The organism is Salinivibrio sp. VGrn1, assembly GCF_009377995.1.
In the GTDB taxonomy this organism is placed as follows: Bacteria; Pseudomonadota; Gammaproteobacteria; order Enterobacterales; family Vibrionaceae; genus Salinivibrio; species Salinivibrio siamensis.
Genome location: NZ_SATA01000002.1, coordinates 299853 through 319270, shown reverse-complemented (window position 1 = coordinate 319270; position 19418 = coordinate 299853). Strand labels below are relative to the sequence as shown.

The window sequence follows — 19418 nt, the reverse complement described above, 5'->3', positions numbered from 1 at the left end:
TGCTACTTGCAGCGTGTGATCGTCCTCGCTAATTGCTCACGCGATCGAAATGTAACAGGTGAATAATTTATCATCAAAAACTGAGAGATGAGTTGTTACACATTGTCAACATGTTGCGAACGAAAATGTGGTTGTTGCATTATTTTGCAAACAATTCAATCAATCTGTCTTTGCTTGGTAATTTGGAGGTTTATGTTGGAAGTTTAGGGTTTTAATAGAGTTATAAACTGCTTTTTAGATTTTAACCTAGATTATATGACAAGTATTTAACAAAACAATTAGGACATATATCTATTACATTTATGTGATACTTTAAGTTGAACTCGCTACTATGCAACCGCACAAAATATTATAACTAAGAGAGTTTGACGTGAACCAGACTATAGATATCTCCTCAAAAAGTGTATCGCACCGCTGGACCCAACATGATACCCATTGGGCACTCAGCTTGTTCGGTACAGCGGTGGGGGCCGGGATCCTGTTCCTTCCCATTAATCTCGGGATGGGGGGCTTTTGGCCACTCATGATTATGGCCGTACTGGCGTTTCCGATGACGTTTATGGCTCACCGAGGCTTAGCGCGCTTTGTGTTGTCGTCTCGCCACAAAGATGCCGATTTCACCGATGTGGTTGCCGAACACTTCGGCAGCCATGCAGGCCGTTTGATCTCCGTGCTGTATTTTCTTTCTATTTTCCCCATTTTGTTGATATATGGCGTTGGGCTGACTAATACAGTTGATAGCTTTTTGGTTAATCAACTCGGGTGGGCGTCGCCAAACCGTGTCATGCTGTCTGGTGTGCTAGTCGCAGGTATGATTGCGATCATGATGGGGGGCGAGCGCCTGATGCTGCGTGCATTTGCGGCGATGGTTTATCCGCTGGTTGCTATCTTGGCGTTTTTGTCTTTTTACCTAATACCATCATGGCAAGCACCGAACCTCGCTATGCCCGGGATGGGAGAACTGGGCATGAATCTATGGCTCGCCGTGCCAGTGGTGATTTTCTCGTTCAGCCATGCGGCGGCGATTTCTAGCTTTGCCAACATTCAGCGCCGTCACTATGGTGATGATGCCCAAGGCAAGTCAGAGCAAATTCTTAAACGCGCGGGCGTGATGTTAGTTACCTTTGTACTCCTGTTTGTTTTCTCGTGCGTGTTGACGCTCACCCCGGCACAAATGGCGGAAGCGAAGGCGCAAAATGTGTCTGTGCTCTCATACCTTGCTAATGTCACCCAAAATCCATTTATTGGCACCTTAGGGCCTTTGGTCGCCTTTATTGCTATCACATCATCGTTCTTGGGGCATTTCCTCGGTGCACGCGAAAGTCTGAACGGCCTGGTCACCAAACATAGCAAACTCACTTATAAAAAGGCCGATAAGCTCGGCGTGGTGGTGATGTTTTTTGCTATTTGGTGGTGTGCGGTGATTAACCCCAGTATCCTCGATATGATGGGCGCATTGTCTGGGCCTGTGATTGCGATGATCTTATTTATTATGCCAACGGTTGCGGCCTACAAAGTCAAAGCGCTGGCGCAGTATCGCGGCAAAGCGGGTACTTACTTTATCTTTGTGACAGGTATGCTGGCGATTTCAGCGTTGCTCTATAACTTGATAGGCTAGTGAACACCCTTATAACCTGTTAAAAGCGTCCAATGGGCGCTTTTAGGCCTCTAAGCGCAAATAAAAAACGTGAGCAAGGCCTCAATATGGTGAGTCGTTACTACTGAATTTTATGGAGAGTGACTGACAACCCTCCCTTAAACTCTCCCTCAATAATGTACTAAGAGACCACTAACAGTACTTGCTATTTTTCTTTTGTATCGCTAAAGTCTAAATATTAGTTTTTTCTTATGTAAAGGTCGCTATGCTGCCTAAACGATTTTTTCCTATTGTTGCGCCTTTTTTAATGTCAGTGTTAATGGTGACATTGATGACAGCGGTAATTACGGCTGTGAATACTGGGTTAAGTGATGGGTTTGTTTGGCGTTGGGTTGAGGCTTTTATCGTCGCTTGGCCGATCGCATTCACCATTATTTTTCTCTCGTCAAAGCACGTACAGCGTTTAGCGCAGTGGTTATGCAGTCGCGATTAAAGATCAATCGAACACATTGAGAACGGCGCAGTTCTTACCTTGCTTTTTAGCTTGATACATAGCTTTATCGGCATCAACAATTTCACTGTGAGGCATACCATTTGGGTAGTAAGCCACGCCCAAACTCACTGTGACGGGCATAGATGGATGATTAAATAGCGCAAGGCTTTGTCTTGATATCTCGTTGCACAGCAGTTTGCCTTGCGCCACGGCACGCTCAGCGGTAGAAAAATACTGCAGCACGGCAAACTCCTCTCCCCCGATCCTTGCCACCACGGCGTCATTGGGTAATAGACTCCGCGCTGTTTGAGCGACAAAGCAAAGCACTTCGTCGCCATGTGCGTGGCCGAACCCATCGTTAAAGGCTTTGAAGTCATCAATATCGAACACCATCAAGGTTATCCCCTTGACTTCGCGCATTTGGCTATATAGGCACTGATAGAAGTAACGTCGGTTGTGAAGATGAGTGAGAGAGTCAGTAATCGCTTGCGCTTGCAGTAAGTCATTGGCTGCTTGCAGCGCATACGTCTTCTGTTTAACCGTTCTTTTCAGTAAAAAGATATAGCTGATGCCCACTATCACACCCAAGGCGATTAGCGTTGGTAACAAATACGCGGGATAGACGGTCTCGACATCGTAATATACCCAGCGATTTAATAGCCGCCGCTTGGTTTCATCGTCGAGCCAAGCAAATTTATTATCAACTTGATTGAGTAATGCCGTCTTCCCTTTCGCAAAACCGGCATATAACATTTCTGTATAGAGGTGCCTGACGGGTATAAACAATTTTTGGTTAGTGGTGGTATAAAGGTGATAATTGGCGACTTGCAGATCGGCGACGAATGCTTGGATGTCTGCAGATAACGCTGCATCAAGCATGGCTTGGTTATTCGGGAAGAGCTGTAGCGTTACGTCTGGAAATTCGGTTCTCATAAACTCTTCTTCGTACCCGCCTTGCACAACACCGACTGCGTGGTCGGTGTCGCCCGCTAACACATAATCTGCCGATACGCCCGTGAGAGCTTGGCTGAAGAACACTTGCGTATCGATGCTAAAAAGTGGGGTGCCGAAATCCATAAACGCTAACCGTTCTGGTGAGCGAAGTAAGCCTGCGTGAACATCGGCTTGACCGCTTCGCACAGCATCAATCGATTGTTGCCAATCAGTTAGCACAAATTCAATTTGATAGCCGTTACGTTTGCCAAATTCTTTCCAAAAATCAATTAGGATCCCTTTTGGCTCTTGATTGCGGTCAAGATAGGAAAATGGTCGCCAAGCATGCGAGTTTGCCACTTTTAAAACAGGGCTTTGTGGCTTGGACTGTTGGTTTTGCTCAGCGTCAACACTCAGCGTGATGGTCAAGAGGACGCCAATGCTCAGAACCACAACGATGATACGAGTCACCACAGATAACACCCCAGAATGCCGCATAAACAACCCTTGAATCTGGCAATGGCTAGAAATGATGGCGCGCAATGCATGCGACCATTACTACCAGTATATGAACAAAACATTGGCAGCTGGGGATAAATGTCACTTTTTCCGCAAAACTGAGAGGGTAGTGCGTTCGTGATGATACACCCGATTGTGGCAATGCCAGCGGCATGAGGTGGCGCTCCGAGCGTTGCTAAGCTGGATGCGCCACATTGTTATCCGTTATTGTTGGGCACCGTGCTCAGCGAGCACGCGAGCGTTGACCGTTTGAAACGGATACGACGCAAGGGCGCCAAAACCAGGTATTGTCTTCGCCTTGATTTTGGTATGAAGCGGTGAAGACAGCCCGAGTAAAAAACGTGTCGTTGCCGCGTGACTTGGCGTGGCATCGCAAGCGGCGGCGAAGTGCTGGCACCATGATGATAATGCCTGCACATCGATCGCGGGTAATTCAGGGCGTGGGGGTAGCTGAGCAATATGTCCTTGGCATACCGAACAATGGCCACAAGTAGTTGGCGCCGCGTGATCGCCAAAGTAGTCGGCAAGGCGCTGGCTAATACAGGTTGAAGAGGCCAATAAAGCCAGTAATTGGTTGATGCGGGCCAGTTCGCTCTCTTCCTTTTTAGCAAAAAGGTTATGTAATTGTTCAGCCTGCGCTTGAACATCAATCTCATGGGGACTGACCGAAAAGACTTGCGTGGCCTGTTGGGTGGCAAGTGATATCCAACCTTGCTCGTGAAAATAGTCCAGTGCCGCTAACGCGCGCTTTCTCTCTGCTCCAAAGCGTTGCCACAGTTGTTGGAAATCCATCTTGTACCAGGTTTTAGCTTTGACCGCGCACGTAAATAGTTGGGCGACAAATTCGCGCCGCTCACCCTGAAATTTAGCCGTAATGGTTTCTGGTGACTCAACGGATTGGAACTTCACATCGGCAAAATAACTGTATTGGCTGGTGATTACACCGGCCATTTCTAAATAAACCAGCAAGGTTTTAAGCGGCAAAAGCCGTATATTATACGTCCGTGACAGACTGTGTAGCATGACTTCCCATGGTTGACCGGCTTGTTTTATTTCTTCCAGTAGCCCTTGGATCGCCGTTTTGTCTGGCGTATCGCCGTAGATAAAATTTTCCAGCACATTCAGGCTAGATTGGTTGGCGAGCACAGTGCACGTAGCGTTTTCTCCGTCTCGTCCGGCGCGGCCAATTTCTTGGCTATAGTTCTCAATCGATTTAGGCAAATCAAAATGGATGACACGACGAATATCCGCCTTATCGACGCCCATCCCAAAGGCGATGGTCGCGACAATACACGGCGCATGGCCCGACATAAATGCCTCTTGTATTGATACACGCGTATCGTGACTCATGCCGGCATGGTAAGCCGTCGCGGGGATATGCTGGGTTTGTAGCCACTCGGCCATATTCTCCGCCGTTTGCTGCTGGGTGACATAAATGACAGTTGGTAAGTGGGGAGCAGGCTGCAACTGCTCAACCAGCGCTTGCCGTTTTTGATCCTCTTCCACGGCGACCACATTCAGGTAAAGGTTGGAGCGATAAAACCCGGTTAATGTTGTGTTACTTGCTGGGATCGCGAATTTTTTTTGCATGTCCTCGACAACCGCGGGTGTCGCAGTCGCGGTGAGAAGCAATACCTGAGGAATATTTAATTGCTGTCGATAAGCGGGGAGTTTGAGATAATCGGGGCGAAAATTGTGGCCCCACTCAGAGATGCAGTGTGCTTCATCTACGACCAATAAGGAGATCGGGATGGGCGCAATAAATTGGCGAAAGCGTTCGTTGTTTAACCGTTCGACCGAAATCATCAGGACTTTGATGTCGCCGCGACGGATCTGCTCCATCACTTGTTTAGTTTGCTCGGGAGTCTGTGTGGAATCAATGGTAGCGGCGGCAATACCTTTACGGCGCATAAAGGCGATTTGATCATGCATTAATGCTAGCAAAGGTGAAATCACTAGGGTTAAGTGGGGCAGTTGCGTGGCTGGTAGTTGATAGCACAATGACTTACCCGCACCGGTAGGAAAAATCGCACAGGCCGACTCCCCTTGCATTATCTGAGAAATCACCGACTCTTGTCCTGCACGAAATGATGAAAACCCAAAAACGTGCTCAAGTGCCTTGGTCAACATACCGCCTCTCCCCGTTTTTAACCCAGCATCTTTTATAAATCGAGAAGAGACGGTATCGGTGACACGTTGGCGTTGCAAGCACAAGCGATGACGAGTGCGAGCGACTCCAGCATCTTTTTCAAGCGGAAAAGATGTCCTTGCTTGAGGTGACAGCCATTACAACGCCTTAACCAATGCAGCGATGTGATCCCAGTTGCGCGCGTCAATCAAATTGGCAGGGACCATCCAAGTGCCACCACATGCAAGCACCGAAGGCAATGCGAGATAATCGCTTACGTTCGCCTCACTCACGCCGCCAGTTGGCATGAAACTCACGGGATACACGGCAGATAATGCTTTTAACATTGCAATGCCGCCTGAAGCTTCGGCAGGAAAAAACTTCAACGTATCCAGCCCCAGTTCCATGGCTTGTTCGACTAAGCTGGGGTTGTTGATCCCGGGGATGATAGGAATGCCGCGTTGCTGGCAATGTTTCACTGTGGTTGGGTTAAGCCCAGGGCTGACAATAAAATCGGCGCCTGCGTCAATTGCGGCGTCGACTTGGGTTGTAGTGAGTACCGTGCCGGCACCAATCAGCATATCGGGATAGGCATCGCGCATGAGACGAATAGCACGGGCGGCCGCGTCAGTGCGAAAGGTAATTTCAGCGCACGGTAGGCCGTTATCGACCAAGGTTTTTGCTAGCGGCACAGCATCATCCGCATTATTAATCGCAATCACTGGCACGATGCGAATTGCCTTAAGGCGTTGATTCAGTTCAGTCATGGGGGTTCCCTTACAGTAAAACGCTTAATAGCGAAACAGTCACAAATACACTATTGAAACGGGTTCTCGCATAGCGTGAGGTAGCGACTCACATCACCCGATTGAACCGGGCAGGCGGACTTTGTCGATTTTTCTTTTTGTAGTTGCAGTCGCTGACAGTCTTGATGGTCCGATGAAAAGTTTATCCATACGCTGTCCATGGTCAAGGTATTGGAAAGGTAATAAACGTGCTTACGGTGATCAGCCACATTGGTCCAAATGGTGTAAGACGCTTTTTCAGTGTGATAAGGATTAAAATTGACAGGTACGGCGCACGTGGCTACGAGCGAGCGTGCTTGATAGACAGCTTCACGCCGGTTTTGCGCGGGCTGGCTAAAGGTTAAGTAATAGCTGGCTCGCTCAAAGCGTTGCGTAGCACTGTTGCCATCAGCTGCTTACTAATACCGAGCTGGCTAGCAGACTTCGCACTTAGCCCTCGACTTATCGTACCTTTTGGGAAACGATAGAAGTAGGTATTAATGGGTCAAAACCAGTCCATATTGCGCGCCGTGACAGGGTATTGTCGGTTGAGATTGTTAAATATGCGTGTGCACATATCATTGATACCTTTGTTATTAACATGTTAATAAATCCGAGCTATGATAGCTGATGTTAAAACATTGGCCTACACGAGAATGAACAATGGAAGTGAGTGAACTCAGCAGCAGTTCCGAGTTGCGTATCAAAGTGCTTAAAGGAATGAGCCTTGGTGTGGGTGGTTTAGCAGCCTTGGTGGCGATGGGTAATGTTGTTGTTAGTCAAAGCTATATTTATGCCTCTTTTTTGGTTTTGTATGCTTTTTACTCTTGGTATGTGTATCGACAAACCGCCAAAAACACCGTTTTTAGTGGCCACAAATATATCATGTCGGCTAGTTTGACGGCTTTGGTGGTTGTCGGTACTTTTCTCAAGCCAACAGACTATGGGGTGTTTATTTGGACGCTGTTTTTTCCGATTATTTACTATTTGTTACTGGGCTATAAAGCCGGTCTGGCAGCGACATTAGCGCTGTTTATTATCCAAATTGCTAATGTTGCTTTTCAGTTTTATGTCGAGCAGTACTTCGACATGTTGACTATGATGCTCAACTTTGCGTTTTGTTATTTCAGCATTGCCATTGTCGCTCATGCTTATGAGATTAACCGTGTATTGGCTGAAAACAAGTTAAGTAAACTAGCCACGTGTGATCCGCTAACTGGAGCCAATAACCGCCTCGCGTTGAAACATCGCTATCAGGTATTACAGAATCAGCAGGCTGCGTTTCATCTTTTGGTGCTCGATATTGATCACTTCAAAGCGGTTAATGACGAATATGGGCACGATGGCGGCGATGTCGTATTGCAATCGGTGGTGAATATCATGGTTGACGTCGCAGGGAGCGAAAACGTATTTCGTCAAGGCGGCGAGGAGTTCTGTATTCTCTTAGAGGATGTTTCGCACCAAAATGCACTGGCGGTGGCAGAGCGAGTCCGTGAGAGTATTGAGCAAACGCCCGTTGTTTACCAGCAGCGCGCTATTCCTGTGACGGTCAGTATCGGGGTCACCCAAAGCGAGGCATCAAAATGTGCCCAAGAAATCAACCGTCAAGCGGATGCGAATTTGTATGCGGCTAAAGCGGGTGGTCGTAATAAAGTGGTGGCGTGAAATGGTTAAGGAGCCACTTTGCCACGCAGGGCTTTAGTTTGGCTCTTACGTTTTTTAGCATCCACGCGGCGTCGTTGTGAGGCCTTGGTAGGTTTGGTGGGTTTACGTTTTTTCTGCTCTACCATCGCGCCTTTGATCAACGCCTGTAAGCGCTCTAGCGCGTCTTCTCGGTTTAGCTCTTGGGTGCGGTAGTTTTGCGCTTTTATGACTACGACGCCCTCTTTGGAGATGCGCGAATCAGACAGAGCCATTAATCGGGCTTTGTACGCATCAGGCAGTGACGAGGCTTGGATGTCAAAGCGCAGATGAATGGCGCTCGATACTTTGTTGACGTTTTGCCCGCCTTTCCCTGCGGCGCGAATAGCTGTGAGTTCAATCTCATTGTCGGGAATCGCCACCTTATTCGATAGAGTGAGCATTCAACCTCTCATGCATGAAGAAAGGGCGCAGTGTACACAGACTAAGGCCTGCGGCGCAAATAGACCGGCAGGCCAGAGTGGCTGAATCTGCGCGTTAGGGGAGATCAAACACCAGTGCTTGGCTGGTTTCGTTGCCCTTATTGCTAAAGGTGACATGATGGATATCTTCAATCTTTGCGCCATCGCCGGGAGCCAGAGATGTCGTTTCAACGTCGAGCGGGCCCGCGACTTGATGTATATAGGCATGGCGTCCTGCCTCCAAAAGCAAGGTAACCGATTCACTGGGCGGTAGAATCAGCTGTAGCAAACGCGCATCTTGTTTGATGCGTAAGGTGCCATTTTCTCCGGTTGGGGTCGCGATGACGGTAAAGCCAGCCTGCTTACCAAAATCTTTTTGCTGATAACCCGGCTCCCCGCCTTGCTCATTGGGCTCAATCCAAATTTGTAGAAAGCGCAAGGCTTGGGTTGATGAGGCATTATACTCGCTATGATAAATACCGCGCCCAGCCGACATCAGTTGGAACTCGCCAGCCGGTAGGGTTTGTCGGTTGCCTTGACTGTCTTTGTGCTCTATTTCCCCTTCCAGCACCAGACTGATGATTTCCATATCACGGTGTCCGTGGGTATCAAAGCCTGCGGCGGGCGAGACGATATCATCATTGATCACACGCAGTGCAGAGAAGCCCATATGATGAGGATCGTAATAGCTACCAAATGAAAAAGTATGGCGGCTTTGTAGCCAGCCAAAGTTGGCCTGACCGCGATCGCTGGCATGACGGACGGTAATCATAATGTTTCTCCTCACTGATTCGATGTTGAACAACGGTGACGCTGAACAATAGCTGCAGTGTAGAAACAAAAACGTCGTGCGAACACAGCGTATGATTGAGCATCTTGTTCTAAAAAGCTGAATGAATCTGGCTTAACACGCATCTGCGGGTTGAGGTTGGTTGTACCAAATGTGCGTCTGAATATGCGCGGGCTGACGCGCGAGAGTGCGGACAGAATGATTGAAAGTATGCAACGAACCAGCTTTAAGACTGCGCATTTTGCATGTTAATTTTTCTGGCCTTTTTACCAGAGGGTGAGCTTACCAACATTACCGAGGTGACACGCTTGTTTGATGTGTCGTGCAATCATATGGTGAAAGCCAAGCAAGCCTTTTTAGAGGAGTTAGATGCATGCACCATCGATGCGCTTATCAACGACAATCGCGAGTTAATGATCCTGCTCACTCGCCCCTAAATGTGCAAGGACAGCACTAAGTAGAGCTTATGGCTAATTCCGCTTTAACGCGCGCCGCCTCGACGCCATCTGCTTCAAGTCGCAACAGTAAAAATCTGACGGTTCTGTGGGAGCTGATTGCGTTTATTCGCCCTTACCGCTGGCAAGTGAGCGCGGCATTGCTGGCCTTAGTGTTTACCGCGTCATTGACGCTCTCTGTCGGACACGGCGTTCGCCTTTTGATCGACCAAGGCTTTGCACAGCAATCACTGGTTGAGCTGGGGAATGCGGTAAAGTTTATTTTGCTGATCACGGTATTGATCGCGATCGGCACCTTTTTCCGGTTCTATTTGGTGTCATCGGTGGGTGAAAGGGTCAGTGCCGATATTCGACAAGCGGTGTTTGATCATGTGATTGGCCTACATCCGAGCTATTTTGAAACCCACGGCAGTGGCGAAATCATGTCGCGGATCACCACAGATACCAGCTTGCTGCAAAACATCATCGGCTCCTCCTTCTCCATGGCGATGCGTAGTGCGTTGATGTGTGTGGGCGCCATCATCATGCTGTTTGCCACCAATATTAAACTGACCTTGATTGTGCTGGCCTCCGTGCCCTTTATTCTGGTGCCGATTTTGATTTATGGCCGTCGTGTGCGAGCGTTGTCGCGGCAAAGCCAAGATTCAATGGCGGACGTGGGCAGTTATGCCGGTGAAGCCATCACCAATATTAAAACCGTGCAAAGCTTCGCGGTAGAAGATCACGCCAAAGCCGCATTTGGTCAAGAGGTGGAACGCGCCTATCAGATCGGACGCGAGCGCGTCAAACAACGAGCCATTCTTATTTCCGGCGTGATCGTGATTGTGTTCAGCGCCATTACTGGCATGTTGTGGGTCGGCGGTCGCGATGTGATTCAAGGTACTATGTCAGCAGGGGATCTGGGTGCGTTTGTGTTTTTCGCCATCATGGTTGCCTCTTCGATGGCTACCTTGTCGGAAGTGATGGGGGAGTTGCAGCGTGCGGCAGGCGCGACGGAGCGCTTGGTGGAACTGTTGCACGTGCAAAGCCATATTCGCACTCCCGCCACCTCGCCGAGTGTCGATGCTCAATCATTAAGCAACGATATTCGTTTTGAAGCGGTACATTTTCATTATCCCACGCGTCCTCATCAAGCGGCGATTGATGCGTTGAACCTTGTGATTCAGCCCGGTGAAGTCGTCGCTTTAGTCGGACCGTCGGGGGCGGGAAAAACCACCGTATTTGAATTACTGCAACGCTTTTATGATCCGCAGTCAGGCGCGATTAGGCTGGGCGGGCAAGATATTCGTCGCTTATCCCCGCAAGCGTTGCGCCAACAAATGGCACTGGTGCCACAACAACCCGCTCTGTTTAGCGATGATGTAATAGGCAATATTCGCTACGGCAGGCCAGGCGCCAGTGAGCACGCCGTCAAAGCGGCGGCGATTCAAGCGCACGCCGATGGGTTTATTCAGCAATTACCGGACGGCTACAACAGCTTTTTGGGTGAGCGAGGCGTGCGGCTTTCGGGTGGGCAACGGCAGCGAATCGCGATTGCCCGCGCGATTCTCAAGGACCCGCGAATTTTATTGCTCGATGAAGCCACCAGCGCCCTTGATAGCGAAAGTGAGCATGCGGTTCAGCAAGGCTTGGCGGCTTTAATGCGTGACCGCACTACCTTGATTATCGCTCACCGCTTATCGACCATTCAGCATGCTGACCGCATTGTCGTGATGGATCAAGGCAAGCTTGTTGATGTAGGCAGCCATACCGACCTGCTGGCACGCTGCCCTCTGTACCAACGCTTGGTAAAACGGCAGTTTAGCCATGTCTCAAATGGCTAAGCGTTGTTTTCCAATTCTTTGATTTGTTTGTCAATCTTTTCTGCTTCTTCGGTGAGCAGTGAATAACCACGGATGTCGCCGTTGCGCTGCGCCTGAAAGGCTTGTTGTTGCTTAGCTTCGTACTGCTTTTTAAGCTTTTTAACCGGATTCGGCTTTAAAAATGAGAGCATGTCGCGTCCTTTGTTGATAACTGACATGCTCCATTACGGTGTAAGGGTAGACTTGGATGATAAGCGGCCTTTGTTTAGCGGCTCAAAGTGAGTGCGCGATAAAACCTTGTGCAGGAATGTCAGCGATTAATCATTAAAAAAGTCATCAATGATCGCTTGGTACTCTCCGGTGGCTTTCATGTCTGCTAACGCTTGATCAAATTGGTCGCGTAGAGCTGATAGCCCTTGCACTTCAGAAAAGGCAATGTAACTGGGGGTGTCCTCAATCGGGTGGGGGTTGATCTCGACAATACCCTTCATATTAAGCTGACTAATCAGTGCGCGTGCACCAAAATGGTTGCTGAGCCACAAGCGGGCGCGGCCACTTTCCAACATCCGAAGGCACTGTGGCGCGCGAGTTAGGCGGAAAACCTGATCGAATTGATTTTGCGCCAAGGCAGCATCCATCCGGCTGCCGTAACTGACTTGGTTGATCACGCAGACGGAGTAAGCGCCAAAATTGAACGATTGAATCGCATCTTCAGAGATACTGACATCGGGGCGATGAACAAAGCGGATCCCTTGTTGAAATAAAACCTGCTGAGAGTAATCGAGAAACGCTTCGCGCTCAGGTGTTTTGAAAATAGTGAATATACCATCCGCTAAGCCAGTTCGGACCTGATAGAGTGCTCGCGCCCATGGCAGTACTTCAATTTCTACCTCATAACCGAGCTTGGAAAAAGTTTGGCGGACAACTCGTACCGCCACACCGTCGAGGGCACCATCGGCGGTTTGAATGTAAGGGGGATATTCGAGCGTGACTAAACGCACAGTTGGCGTAGCCGCATGGACCATTCCGGCCATTCCCAACAGCAGTATCAACAACAGCACGCGTACAACAGGGCGTCGACATGAACTCAGCAAGGCTTAATCACTCTCAGTGAAAAGGTGTATTGCCTTAAGTTTAGCCAGCAAGCAGTAAGACGGGAGAAAATTTCGCTAAGACTGGCTGTTGCGAAGAACGACATTAGCCGACAAAACGGGGCAATAAAAAAGGCGAACCGAGCGGCTCGCCTTTCGTTTATCAAGTTAGTTTTTAACTTGGTTATCTGTGACTAGTGGATTACTCATCCATATAGTTTTCAATGCTAGGGCAAGAACAAATCAAGTTACGGTCGCCGTAGACATTATCGACACGGTTGACCGATGGCCAGTATTTGCTTGCCTTGTTATGGGCGGATGGGAAGCAAGCCAGCTCACGGGAATAGGTGTGAGACCACTCGTCTGCCATCAGATCCGCTTGGGTGTGAGGCGCGTTGACCAATGGGTTGTCTTCCAGCGTCCACTCACCGTCTTGCACCTTGGCAATTTCCTCGCGGATGGCAATCATGGCATCACAGAAGCGATCCAACTCTTCTTGGCTTTCACTTTCGGTCGGTTCAACCATCAGAGTACCCGCGACCGGGAATGACATGGTCGGCGCGTGGAAGCCATAATCCATCAAGCGTTTGGCGATGTCTTCTTCGCTGATGCCGGATGCCTCTTTGAGTGGGCGAATGTCGATAATACATTCGTGCGCAATGCGTCCGTTTTTACCGCGATAAAGCACGGGGTAGTAGGGACGCAAACGCTCCATCACATAGTTGGCACTGAGAATTGCTAACTCGGTCGCGCGCGTTAGGCCTTGTTCACCCATCATGGCAATGTACGCCCATGAAATAGGGAGAATCGAGGCACTGCCCATTGGTGCGGCCGACACGGCAAATTCGTCACCTTGCTCCACATGACCGGGGAGGAAAGGCGCAAGGTGCGATTTCACGCCAATTGGCCCCATGCCCGGGCCGCCACCACCGTGGGGAATACAGAAGGTTTTGTGCAGGTTGAGGTGCGAAACGTCTGAGCCAATGTAGCCCGGTGTGGTCAGCCCCACTTGCGCATTCATGTTGGCGCCATCCAAGTAAACTTGGCCGCCAGCCTCGTGTACCAGCTCGCACACTTGCTGCACGGTTTCTTCGTACACACCATGTGTCGATGGATAGGTGATCATAATGCATGAGAGCGCATCGCGATGTTTGTCGATTTTAGCTTTCAGATCGTCAATGTCGATGTTGCCGTCATCATCGCAGCCAACTACGACCACTTTCATTGAGACCATGGCCGCGGAAGCAGGGTTGGTACCGTGGGCAGAGCTTGGGATCAAGCACACGTTGCGGTGACTGTCGCCACGGCTTTCATGGTAGCGCTGAATCGCGATTAAGCCCGCATACTCCCCTTGCGCACCTGAGTTCGGCTGCATGGAGATCTCATCGTAGCCGGTGATTTCACACAGCATGTCACGCAGTGATTTACCCAGTGTTTGATAGCCTTTGGCTTGCGCCAGCGGCACAAATGGGTGTAGGGCACCAAATTCTGGCCAGGTGACGGGGATCATCTCGGCCGCGGCATTCAGCTTCATGGTACAGCTGCCCAATGGGATCATACCGTGGGTAAGGGAGAAGTCTTTGTTTTCCAACGCCTTCATATACCGCATCAGCTTGGTTTCACTGTGATAGCGGTTAAAGACGGGGTGCGTTAGGTATGCACTGGTGCGGCGGCATGCGGCAGGGATCGCGGCAAATTCGTTGGCTTCAATATCGCTCGCCACGCTTTCTGCATTGCCTTGACCGGTGAGCGCGGTAAGCAATTGGTTGACTTCTGCCAGCGTGCTCGCTTCATCGAAACTCACGCCGAGTTGGCCATTTAATTTACGCAAGTTAAAGCCGGCATCCTGTGCTTTTTGATACAAGGGGTCGGTTTGCTCGCCCGTGTTGAGCGTGACGGTATCAAAGAAGCTGTCGTGGGCAAGGCTCAACCCAGCCGCTTGTACCGATTTGGCGAACAGTGCGGTGAGATGATGCACTCGGCGGGCAATTTTCTTCAAGCCTTCAGGGCCGTGATACACCGCGTAAAAAGCGGCCATGTTGGCCAGCAAGGCTTGGGCGGTACAAATATTGGAAGTCGCTTTTTCACGGCGAATGTGTTGCTCGCGCGTTTGCATCGCCATGCGCAGGGCTTGGTTGCCTTTGCTATCGACCGATACGCCAATCACGCGGCCGGGCATGGTGCGCTTGAGCTTGTCGCGTGTCGCCATGAAGGCGGCATGTGGGCCACCGTAACCCATGGGCACACCAAAGCGTTGTGCCGACCCAATCACTACATCCGCGCCCATTTCACCCGGCGCTTTGAGCACAGTGAGTGAAAGCAGATCGGTGGCGACCGCAACCAGCGTCTTCTTGCTTTGTGCGTCTGCAATCAGCGTGCTGAGATCGCGCACTTCACCGGTGGTGCCCGGATACTGGAGCAGGGCACCGAATACGTCGTGCTGATTCAGCTGGTCCGCATGATCAACAATGATGTCATAGCCGAGGAAATTGGCGCGCGTTTTAATCACGTCCAGCGTTTGTGGATGCACATCGCTGGCAACAAAAAACGCGTTGCCTTTGTGCTTGCCGCCACGCTTACACAGGGTCATGGCTTCCGCCGCGGCAGTAGCTTCGTCGAGCAGCGACGCGTTGGCCAAATCCATTCCCGTTAAGTCCATCACCATTTGCTGGAAGTTCAGCAACGATTCGAGTCGGCCTTGCGAGATCTCGGGCTGATAGGGCGTATAAGCGGTATACCAGCCAGGATTTTCCAGCACATTGCGTAAAATAGGCGGTGGGGTATGCGTGTGGTAGTAGCCTTGGCCGATCAGGCTGCGCTTAATGGTATTTTGCGCGGCAATGTCGCTCAGTTCCGCCAACATCTGGGTTTCGCTTTTGGGGGCGCTGAGGTTTAGCGGCTGTGGCAAGCGGATATCGGCAGGGACAGTTTCTTCAATCACATGCTCGAGGCTGGTGGCATTGATCGCCGCCAGCATCGCGCTTTGTTGCTGAGTATCTGGGCCGTTGTGGCGAGCGATAAAGTCATTATCGGCCACCAGGCTATCGAGTAAACGAGTATGCGTCATGATAGTCGTCCTGAATTAGTCGTCGATGGCGGCGGTGTATGCGTCCGCGTCCATTAGATGATCCAAATTGGTGTCGTCAGCGAGTTTAATTTTGGCAATCCAGCCTCCTTCAAAAGGCGCTTCGTTAACTAGCTCTGGGCTATCTTCAAGATCCTCATTGACGGCAATTACTTCGCCATCGACCGGGGCATAGATATCAGACGCTGCCTTCACCGACTCCACCAATGAGAAGCCTTCACCTTTTTCAGTACTGTCGCCAACCTCGGGCAGATCGACAAACACGACATCGCCCAGCAGGCCTTGGGCATGATCGGTGATCCCCATGGTCACCGTGCCATCGCCGTTGTCTTTGACCCACTCATGGCTTTCAGAAAACTTTAGTGTCGCGTCCATTTGTTACTCTCCTGCGTTTAATGCGAGCTGCTCAGTCGTTGAGCGATTTACAATGTAAAGTGAGGCGGTCTGTGGATGACGATACCGCCTCCTGTGTCTTAATAACGTACGTGTCAATGGTATTGGCTAAGTCGTTGCAAGACTGTTTATGGCTTCGCGCCGCCATTTATTGGCGATATAGCGGGAAGCGCGCGCACAGCTGTTGCACCTCTTTACGAATGCGTGCCTCGATATCGGCATTGCCCTCTGGCGCTTCGACTAAGGCATCCAGCACATCACCAATCCATTCTCCGATTTGGCGGAACTCCTCAGTGCCGAAGCCACGGCTAGTGCCGGCCGGTGTGCCAAGGCGAACGCCTGAAGTGATCATGGGTTTTTCGGTATCGAAAGGGATGCCGTTCTTGTTACAGGTGATGCCAGCGCGTTCTAACGCTTGCTCCGCTTGGTTGCCTTTTAGGCCTTTTGGACGTAGATCGACGAGCATCAGATGGGTATCGGTGCCGCCTGTAACAATGTCGCAGCCACGTGTTTGTAGAACCTCGGCCAGGACTTTGGCGTTAGCAACCACTTGATCAATATACAATTTAAACTCAGGCTCCAGCGCCTCACCAAATGCCACCGCTTTGGCGGCAATCACATGCATCAGTGGTCCCCCTTGCAAGCCGGGGAATACCGCTGAATTGATCTTTTTGTTGATGTCTTCGTGATTGGTGAGGATCATCCCGCCGCGTGGCCCACGTAAGGTTTTGTGGGTAGTGGTGGTGACCACATGTGCATGGGGCAGTGGCGAAGGGTGGGTGCCGGTGGCCACTAGGCCAGCAATGTGTGCCATGTCGACCATTAAATAGGCACCCACTTCATCGGCAATCGCGCGGAAACGGGCAAAATCAATCGGACGCGGGATCGCACTGCCACCAGCGATGATCATCTTAGGTTGATGCTCACGAGCCAGCACCGCGACTTCATCGTAATCAATTTCTAGACTGTCTTTGCTCACGCCGTACTGCACAGCATTAAACCATTTACCGGATAGAGCTGGGCGCGCGCCGTGAGTGAGGTGGCCGCCAGCATCGAGTGACATACCTAAAATGGTGTCACCGGGTTGCAGTAGGGCCAGCATGACGGCGCCGTTGGCTTGTGCGCCCGAATGCGGCTGTACGTTGACATACTCACAGCTAAACAGCTGTTTGGCGCGGGTTTGGGCGATGGCTTCGACTTCATCAACGTGCTCGCAGCCGCCATAGTAGCGGCGGCCCGGATAGCCTTCTGCGTATTTATTGGTTAAGCAGGTGCCTTGCGCTTGCATCACGGCTTGCGAGACGATGTTCTCCGAGGCGATCAGTTCAATTTGTTGTTGCTGACGTTTGTGTTCGGCCTGCACTGCCGACATCACAGCACCATCGGATTCCGATAAGTTAGTGGAGAAAAACTGCTCCAATTCTACATTCGGGTAGCTCGGTTTCATTGCGCTTTCCTTATTGGCGATGGTGGCTAACAGGCCACGACGTTAATCGGGATCACATTGGTGGCTAGGCCACCCTGTGAGGTTTCTTTATATTTACTCATCATGTCGAGCCCGGTCTCATGCATGGTTTTGATCACGCTATCAAGCGAGACGTGGTGCTCGCCGTCGCCACCCATGGCTAATCGGGTAGCGTTAATGGCTTTGACGGCGCCCATGGTATTGCGTTCTATACAGGGAACTTGCACCAAGCCATCGATGGGATCACAAGTGAGACCTAGGTTATGTTCCATACCAATCTCTGCGGCGTTCTCAATTTGTTGATTACTCGCTCCCATCGCCGCGGCTAAGCCGCCAGCTGCCATGGAGCACGCCACGCCAATTTCTCCCTGACAACCGACCTCTGCGGCGGAAATAGAGGCATTGGTCTTGTACAAAGAGCCAATAGCCGCAGAGGTGGCCATAAAGGTACGGATCCCGGCTGGGTTATTGGGCGACACAAATTTGTCGTAATACGCAAGCACGGCAGGGATCACGCCTGCCGCACCATTGGTTGGGGCGGTGACCACACGACCACCGGCGGCATTCTCTTCGTTGACCGCCATGGCAAATAGGTTGACCCAATCATTGGTATCTGTGGGTAAGCCATGGGCTTGTTTATCGTGAATGGCGTCGTACATGCCTTTGGCACGTCGCTTAATGTTTAAACCACCCGGCAACACGCCACCTTGTTTAATGCCTCTATCGATGCACTCACGCATCACTTGCCAGATATGATCCAGTCCCTGGTTAACCGTGTCACGTGTGGCGCTACTATCGTGATATCGCGCGCGTGCCACTTCGTTAGTAAACATCAGCTCACTGATGGACATGCCCGTTTTTGCACATTGGTCAAGCAACTCCGCCGCACTATTAAACGGGTGAGGAGGGACAAAATCTGTTGCCAATGCATCGGTTTCGCCTTCTTCCACCACAAAGCCGCCGCCGACAGAGAAATAGGTCTTGCTGGCCAAACAGTCACCGGCTTTATCGTATGCACTGACTGTCATCCCGTTGGGGTGCGCGGGCAGTACTTGCTCATAGTGAAAGGCAATATCTGCCTGCCAATTGAATGGGATGTAGTGGCGTCCAGCAAAGGGGAGTTCGCCGCCGTTTTTGACCAGCTTGGTCATGGTATCGATTTCATCTGACTCTATGGTCGCGGGCATTTCGCCCATCAATCCCATCACACAGGCGACATCGGTGGCATGGCCTTTCCCGGTGAGCGCGAGTGAGCCGTATAAGTCCACTTTGACACGTTCGATGTCGGTCACTGAGAGCGTTTGTGCCGCGTATTGCGTAAAGCGTGCACAGGCCACCATCGGGCCTACGGTGTGGGAACTTGAAGGCCCGACACCGACTTTGAACAGGTCAAACATGCTGTGACTCATGGCCTGTCTCCTCAATCAGTAAGGTACGTTTTTGTCATTATTCATGCTGTCTTACATCGAAGATGTCGACATTGCTTCACGTTGCACTCAACAGTCGCGATCGATGAATACGCGCACTGTTGATTTAAACATTTTGTTAACGTACCTAAGCGTTCACTTTTCCGCAAAATAAATTTCCAATAAGAAACCTATGTTGTGATCCTAGAGACAAAACCTTCTCTTTTTAAACCATTGCATAACTGCGCAAACGTTTGCCTTTTTATCTTAAGCGAGGGTAAATTGCAAATCAATGTCGGTGAATGCTCGGGGGTTACTCGTCGTTCATTGAATAACGGGTAAATAAACAAGTGTGTAATGCTTTGTTTTTACGA

General features: G+C 50.5%; 16 protein-coding genes and 1 pseudogene. 5 read left to right on the top strand and 12 right to left on the bottom strand.

The window, feature by feature from the left end; translation table 11 throughout:
* The first annotated feature begins 370 nt into the window (after positions 1-370).
* Together EHW56_RS04475 and EHW56_RS04470 are read left to right on the top strand one after the other, a co-directional pair.
* Positions 371-1618, top strand: a complete 1248-nt coding sequence (locus EHW56_RS04475; protein WP_172969908.1) for an aromatic amino acid transport family protein — start codon at positions 371-373, stop codon at positions 1616-1618.
* Positions 1619-1862: 244 nt separating this feature from the next.
* The gene (locus EHW56_RS04470; RefSeq protein ID WP_069360975.1) at positions 1863-2090 is read left to right on the top strand and encodes a DUF2798 domain-containing protein; all 228 of its coding nucleotides are present in this window, start codon (positions 1863-1865) and stop codon (positions 2088-2090) included.
* 3 nt (positions 2091-2093) lie between these two features.
* Here the strand turns inward: EHW56_RS04470 and EHW56_RS04465 are convergent, their stop codons facing one another.
* The 4 genes and pseudogenes from EHW56_RS04465 to EHW56_RS15490 all read right to left on the bottom strand — a co-directional run.
* Complete coding sequence (locus tag EHW56_RS04465; protein ID WP_152794265.1) at positions 2094-3521, bottom strand: diguanylate cyclase; 1428 nt, start codon at positions 3519-3521, stop codon at positions 2094-2096.
* Positions 3522-3746: 225 nt separating this feature from the next.
* The gene (locus EHW56_RS04460; protein WP_152794262.1) at positions 3747-5672 is read right to left on the bottom strand and encodes an ATP-dependent DNA helicase RecQ; all 1926 of its coding nucleotides are present in this window, start codon (positions 5670-5672) and stop codon (positions 3747-3749) included.
* A gap of 156 nt (positions 5673-5828) precedes the next feature.
* A complete protein-coding gene (locus EHW56_RS04455) occupies positions 5829-6437 on the bottom strand; it encodes a bifunctional 4-hydroxy-2-oxoglutarate aldolase/2-dehydro-3-deoxy-phosphogluconate aldolase (RefSeq protein ID WP_152794260.1) in 609 nt (202 codons plus the stop codon).
* Between the two features lie 50 nt (positions 6438-6487).
* Positions 6488-6796: pseudogene (locus EHW56_RS15490) on the bottom strand (choloylglycine hydrolase); the annotation flags it as partial.
* Positions 6797-7118: 322 nt separating this feature from the next.
* Between EHW56_RS15490 and EHW56_RS04445 the strand changes: the two are divergent.
* Entirely contained in the window at positions 7119-8120 is a 1002-nt protein-coding gene (locus tag EHW56_RS04445; protein ID WP_152794258.1) for a GGDEF domain-containing protein, read from the top strand.
* A gap of 5 nt (positions 8121-8125) precedes the next feature.
* Here EHW56_RS04445 and arfB read toward each other — a convergent pair whose 3' ends face one another.
* Both arfB and EHW56_RS04435 read right to left on the bottom strand, forming a co-directional pair.
* Entirely contained in the window at positions 8126-8539 is a 414-nt protein-coding gene (gene arfB / locus EHW56_RS04440; protein ID WP_077520596.1) for an alternative ribosome rescue aminoacyl-tRNA hydrolase ArfB, read from the bottom strand.
* Positions 8540-8633: 94 nt separating this feature from the next.
* Positions 8634-9329, bottom strand: coding sequence for a pirin family protein (locus EHW56_RS04435; RefSeq protein WP_152794256.1), 696 nt, complete (start codon positions 9327-9329; stop codon positions 8634-8636).
* Positions 9330-9592: 263 nt separating this feature from the next.
* On the opposite strand from EHW56_RS04435, the gene EHW56_RS04430 reads away from it, so the two are divergent.
* Both EHW56_RS04430 and EHW56_RS04425 read left to right on the top strand, forming a co-directional pair.
* Positions 9593-9784: a hypothetical protein gene (locus EHW56_RS04430; protein ID WP_152794254.1), complete on the top strand. Its 192-nt coding sequence runs from the start codon at positions 9593-9595 to the stop codon at positions 9782-9784.
* A 29-nt stretch (positions 9785-9813) separates the two neighbouring features.
* On the top strand, positions 9814-11625 hold the full coding sequence (locus tag EHW56_RS04425; protein WP_152794252.1) for an ABC transporter transmembrane domain-containing protein: 1812 nt from the start codon (positions 9814-9816) through the stop codon (positions 11623-11625).
* Here EHW56_RS04425 and EHW56_RS04420 read toward each other — a convergent pair.
* From EHW56_RS04420 to EHW56_RS04395, 6 genes are all read right to left on the bottom strand, one after another.
* Positions 11622-11795, bottom strand: coding sequence for a DUF6435 family protein (locus EHW56_RS04420; RefSeq protein ID WP_106407173.1), 174 nt, complete (start codon positions 11793-11795; stop codon positions 11622-11624). The genes EHW56_RS04425 and EHW56_RS04420 overlap by 4 nt on opposite strands.
* Before the next feature lie 126 nt (positions 11796-11921).
* A complete protein-coding gene (locus EHW56_RS04415; protein WP_172969907.1) occupies positions 11922-12629 on the bottom strand; it encodes an ABC transporter substrate-binding protein in 708 nt (235 codons plus the stop codon).
* Positions 12630-12897: 268 nt separating this feature from the next.
* The gene (gene gcvP / locus EHW56_RS04410) at positions 12898-15762 is read right to left on the bottom strand and encodes an aminomethyl-transferring glycine dehydrogenase (RefSeq protein ID WP_152794248.1); all 2865 of its coding nucleotides are present in this window, start codon (positions 15760-15762) and stop codon (positions 12898-12900) included.
* Between the two features lie 15 nt (positions 15763-15777).
* Positions 15778-16155: a glycine cleavage system protein GcvH gene (gene gcvH / locus EHW56_RS04405; RefSeq protein ID WP_074214574.1), complete on the bottom strand. Its 378-nt coding sequence runs from the start codon at positions 16153-16155 to the stop codon at positions 15778-15780.
* Positions 16156-16321: 166 nt separating this feature from the next.
* Positions 16322-17620 carry a serine hydroxymethyltransferase gene (locus EHW56_RS04400; RefSeq protein WP_152794246.1) on the bottom strand — a complete coding sequence of 433 codons (1299 nt, stop codon included), beginning with the start codon at positions 17618-17620 and terminating at the stop codon, positions 16322-16324.
* A gap of 26 nt (positions 17621-17646) precedes the next feature.
* Positions 17647-19047, bottom strand: coding sequence for an L-serine ammonia-lyase (locus EHW56_RS04395; protein WP_152794244.1), 1401 nt, complete (start codon positions 19045-19047; stop codon positions 17647-17649).
* Positions 19048-19418: the final 371 nt, after the last annotated feature.